Origin of the sequence: Endozoicomonas sp. SESOKO2, from assembly GCF_024606245.1 — a bacterium.
Taxonomy (GTDB): domain Bacteria; phylum Pseudomonadota; class Gammaproteobacteria; order Pseudomonadales; family Endozoicomonadaceae; genus Endozoicomonas_A.
The window spans coordinates 1-5820 of the sequence record NZ_JAHHPQ010000318.1 but is presented as its reverse complement, the minus strand read 5'-3'; the positions used below and the strand labels follow the sequence as shown (position 1 = coordinate 5820).

Here is a 5820-nt window from a genome sequence, read left to right as displayed (position 1 = left end):
ACAACAAGATGCTCACTCAATGGCTGGGCGGACCTCTGGGCCGCAGTCTCGACAAGATCAACCGCTGGAGAGGTGCAGGTGAAACGGAAGCGGACTATGTGAAGCGTACTGCCATTGCCACGCCTCAGCGCTTCAATGAAACGGATGAAGGGTATGCCAATCGTGTTAAGGCAAACAAAATGATGCACGGCTGGACAAGGAACGAGAATTTTCTTCAGTTCCGTGAACGACGTGATCGCACCATGAAAATGTACGAGAGAGGCTGGGAGAAATACTTCAGGGACAATGTGCCTGAATGGTCTTTCTCCCACGCAGAAAGTATTCCTTATTCTTACACCCTGGGTGCATTCTTCGAGTCAGGAATTGCAGCACCGAAGGAAAGCCTTCCCTGAAAAAAAACTCAATGTTACTGGCGTTGAACTTTTGCCACTGTGAACTAAATTCACTCAACAGCTTACCGGAACAGCCATAAGCAATTAACAGCCATGAGCGAATAGAAGTCGCTTCCTCGCCTGCTATGGCAATCACTGTGCACGGTAATAAAAGTACTCAGCTCCAAGGTAACAGAATGACACATGCCCGCCCCAATGCCATAAGCCTTGCAGTGGCTATTGCCATCAGCACTTCCATCATTAGTACAGAGGCACTGGCCGGTTTCAGGCTGGAGACAAAATCTGTCGATATTCCGGTCAATGGACATGTGGAGTTTACCCAGAGCGAGATCATAGTTCAGCCAACTTTAGGTGATGATCTGCAGCCAATACCCAAATCCATTACCACCACCTACCCTGACCAGACTCAAGTCAGAGCAGACTATCACGTTCCTTCTGAAGGCTTCACAGACGCGCTTTCTGGCATCGGTGTTGGCGTTTCCAGTGTTGATCTGTTTGAAACAGACGAGAATGATGTTGCTCAGAAGTACACCAAAGTCCTCAAGGTCGGTAATGAGGGAGTCTTCAGATTCACCCATAACCTTGCAGAAAAGAAACTGGTCATTGAAGTCAGAGAAGGAATGACGAGTCAGGATTCAATAAAGGCTGTTCGTCATCAATCAGGTGACATCGAACCATTGGAACCGTTAACGAAAATCGCCAGCCCCAAACGGCTGGTCGGAGTACTGAAAGGAGCCAATGAAAGAGCAGGAAGCCTTGGCGAAGTTGATCGCTATGTCGCCCTTGCCACCATTAAAGTAGACAAAATTGAAGTGAACGGGCGCACCTTTATGCTTCTTATGACTACAGGCGATCAGACTCCTGAACTGCAACGTCTGGGTCAATCGCTCTTCATCAATGATGAAGTGCTTTTGGCAGCAGCCACCTCTGCCTACACCCAGGTTCATGTTCTGGAGGAAGGTTTACAACAGAAAGCCCTGAATGATCTGTTGTCATACTATAAACCTGTCAGCTATGTTGAACACATCGAGGGTGAGACACAGACTTATCCTGTGCCTGCGGGTTATCCAAAACTGGAAGTGACCGGGGCTACGGGAGAAGCTATTGTTTTCCATCATCTGAAACAGAATCCGACCGACCTCGCTTTTGTGGAAGGCCTCTATAAACTCCTGGTAAAAGATTTCGCTAATAACCCCATTCCTTCAACAACCACACAGGTAAAAAAAGATAAGGTCAAAGGCTACCAGTACGTCATTCGAAACAGGCAAATGGAACTGCTGGAGGAGTTAGCTGTACAGCAAGATGCTCTACTTAGCAAAGCTAAACTGATTACGCTGACATACTATGAATCTATCCAGCAGGCATTAACCAGCGCTACTCCAGACAAAGCCGATGAATTTGAATTCACAACAGCACACATCAGATTGGCTTTATCAGTTGCCACGCCAACCTGGATGCATTCTCAACTGGTAAAATACTTCGATTTCAAACCCGTCATTAAAAATTTTCTGACCAGTCAGCTCTTTATTCAGAATATTCAGCAAGTGGTAGCCGTTCTAAGCGGTATCAACGAAGCGCAGATCGATGCTCTTGGGGAGAACAAAAAGTTTGCTTCCAAAGTCACGGGCGACATGGCCGGACAGCTGATTGAGATAGAAAGCGAGCTGAAAGAGCAGCAACAGACAACAGAACTCAAACTCGTCCAGCTCAGAAAGGAGATGAAACTCTTAACGGAGACAATTGTTGATAGTCACCAGAAAATATACAGATCACTTCAGCTCAGGCAACGAGTTGAGAATGAGTTTCTACAGACTCTTAAAGTGATGGCAGGACTGCAACAGCTGTCACATAAACTTCAGCAGGAAGTCGAAGGCATTCCAAGGCTGGAACAACAAGTTCTTGATGCCAGAGCAGATGCCACAATAGCTCGCAACATTCAAATGGCGGCGGAGCTTGGTATTGACAACTGGGATGATACCCAGCCACTGGCAGAACAAGCCAGAATCATCAGAAAAAAAACGAATGAAATCTACAGAGCGGTGTCTGCAACAGAGCCCGCAAAAGGACAGTCCGATGAGGCTCTGAATACAAAATTGGCAGCCATTGAAGGCCATTTCGGTATTACTCCGATCGATGAAAATGATCGGGTTGCCCGCATTGAGTCCATTCAACAGCTTGTGCAACTAAGGGCAGAACTAGCCTTTAAGCCCTACCACGAACTGTCCGCTATCATTGGAGATCGGCCCGTTCCGCCCCCGGTTAGTGAAAATCAACTGCGAGCCCTTTGCCTCACTATTTTGGACTACGATGTCCAGCAATACAATATACAGCAGCAACTTGAGGCCTTTCAGCACCAACTGGCGAATCAACAAGAGCAAGAAAAACAGCAAAACCGGTTACAGAAACTTCAGCAGGAAGTCGAACAAATTCCAAAGCTGGAACAACCCGTTCGTGATGCCAGAGCAGGTGCCAAAATAGCTCGCAACATCCAAATGGCAGCAGAGCTTGGAATTGATAACCGGGATGATACCCAGCCACTGGAAGAGCAAGCCAGGCTCATCAGCCTGAAAACTCAGGAAATCAAGCAGGTAGCCGAGGTCGATCAGGAATATCTTCAGCAACAGAGCACCGGAACAGAAGCTCAAAAAATAGCTGCAACCATTGCCGCGCATTTAAACATCAAGGATTTTGATCGCGGTGCAGATATTGAGACTCAACAAAAACTTCTGATTCAGAGCATTCAGAAACTGAATGCTCAACGCGAAACATTGGACGTTCATCAAGAACGGATCCTTCAGAGAGTTCAGGAACTGAATGCTCAAAGCGATATTGACATAACTTACGACAAACTCATGCGAAATGCTTTGGCAGTGCTTTATGGTAAGAAACAGCCTGAAGACAGCACATTGGGGGATCAGATCACACTGATAGAAGCAATACATGAGAATGTAAACAAGCTTGCCAGTATGGAAGAAGAACTGGAAGACATCAGAACACCGGGGCACCCCATAACCAGGCCCGAAGTACTTGATAAACTAAGTGTCGTCGAAGAAGCACTGGAAATGGGTGATCCCGACAGCGAAGACGATGAGTATTACCGTCGTCAGGCCATTTCCGGGAGGATGCAGACAGCCATCACAGAAGCCAGACAGAAGGCTCAGGAAGAGACGCAGAATCTGCTGAAAACCGTAGAAGCAATGCTCAAAATCGAAGTCAATGAAGGTGATGACAAGGCAAAACGACTTGACAGGATTCTTACCAGACTTGACAGCGATGATGTCACCGAAAAAATGCTGGATGATATAAATAATGCACTCTGGGAAGAAGACTTCACCACTGAATACGAAAAAAGAAAAGTTAAACTTGACAGGCTTCACTGGCGCCTGAGCCTTTATGTCGAAGACGAGGATTTTCGAATCACAAGACAACAGGAACAGATGCTTATAGCTGTAGAGGACGCGCTGCTTATCGACAAGAGGGAAAACATTGCTGCCAAGGAAAGAGCCAGAGACCTGGTTGCTAAACTGGCCGATGATCTGAAAATAGAATTTGAAAAAGATGCCAGCCTGAATGAACAGAGGGTTGTTCTAAGAGCCGGATTTCGGACATTAAATTCCGAACTGAGCAAACCCTATGATGATGAAGGCATCATAAGAGAAAGAAATAATGAAATGGCATTGCGCCTTGTCATTCTGGACTATAAAGAGGATGCCCCTGCAGATGATCAGATCAATCTCATTAAAGAAACACTCGAACAGCGGTATATAGCCGTTTTTAAAGCGTGTCAGCCTATGGTTGAAGAGCGTATTGCAGCCATTGAGAATGAGCTTGACAGGCAAATGGCTCGCCTGGGACCTAAACCCCGATACGTTCTTGATCGTGAGCTAGCCAGAGCCAGAGAAGACACAGAAGAAGCTGAAAAGGAACTGGAGGAACTTCATCGCAAACTGGATGCTATTCATCTTAAACAAGTGGTATTAGCAGAGTCTGCTGACGTCCCCCCCGACAGGGATAAAATCATTAAGGCTCTCAATGGGGCAATCAAACACATTCATGCCAGGTTGGGCCTGAGTCAGGCTGATAATCAAATCCTTGAAGACTTATTAAACGACATCGAACGTTATTTTCAGAAAAGCAAATACTATTCACAAAGCGAAGTTGGCGTCATTCAACAGCTGTGGACTACCGTTAGTGTTACGAAAATCCCTTTTGAGTTTGACCGTGATAACCATTTAAATGTAGGCAATTACATTAATGCCATCAGAGAATATGCAGCCTCCCATGATCGAAATGAAGGCGATGAAGCATTGGGTGAACTGCCCGAAACCAGGAAAAAGTACACTCAGATCACGAAATTCCTGCATGAGCACGAGGCGAGAGAAATGGCATTGGCCTATGCACAAGATGAACAAAAGCAAACACAACTGGAGCTGAACAGTAAAAATCAGGCGATAGAGCACTCCAAAGGCATCGATCCGAAAACCAAAACCAAACTTGAGCAAGATAGAGAAGTGCTGGATTTAGTCCTGAGACAGAAAAAAGCAAAAACATCAAAAGCACAAGAAGCTCTGAAGGCCCATGAAGCGAATCTTGCAGCCATTGAAGACGACATAGGTCATAAGCCAGACCCTGCTGCCCGCTATGCTGACCGGGTGGAAGCCGTGAAAAACAAACAGTTACAACTGGGTGGGAACGATGGCACTGGCGGCAAGATCCTGCAACTGACCCAAAAAAAGAAAAGTCTAAAAAGTGAAGTAGAAGGCAAAAAAGCGGAATTAGAGATATTAAGGGAAGCCCTGAGGGCTGCAGAGTATGCCGTTGAAAACGAGGGTGGTCCCTTCCAGTACACGCCGAAACAGGTAAAAATACTGGCCGATTTGCACGCCTTCATACGGGCGCATCCTCTCAAGAAACAGGCTCTGGAAGCTGTCATTGGTCTGGCAAAGTCAGCAGAACAAAGCGGTAAGCCAATACCCAATCTACTGGCTTTTGACTTGGACGATGAATTTGCACCGATTCGCTTACAGGCAGAAGTTGGGGACGATCTGACGTTTAATCAGGCCAGTCGGATGGTGGAAGTCTTCAAGAATCTGAAGACAATGCAATTCACGTTTGAGCCTCTGGAAGATCAGTCTCAGAATCCTTTGGAAGCAGTCCAGAAGCTGGCGGACAGGGCAAGAACTCACATTAAAAGCGGGCCACAACAATACGACGATGAAATCCTCGGCATGGGCGAAGCCGCTATTCACTTCGTCGAGCATGAACCGGGGGACCTGAAGAGCTTCTCGGAATATTTCGCTACCTATTCTGCCAGTGGCAACAGGATCGTCGCTCTGCTGCGTGAAGGTCTGATCAGCAAGTTTGAACTTGAAAACTACATGAAGGCCGTCAGAGGTGTCGACGGATATCAGACAGTGGATGAATTTGA

General features: G+C 46.6%; 2 protein-coding genes. Both read left to right on the top strand.

Features of this window, described 5'->3' with window-relative positions; genetic code table 11:
• On the top strand, positions 1 to 392 hold a 392-nt coding region (locus KDK17_RS07225), incomplete at its 5' end, for a hypothetical protein (RefSeq protein WP_257287719.1).
• 176 nt (positions 393 to 568) lie between these two features.
• Positions 569 to 5820, top strand: a 5252-nt coding sequence (locus tag KDK17_RS07220) for a hypothetical protein (RefSeq protein WP_257287718.1), incomplete at its 3' end; no start/stop codon positions are given.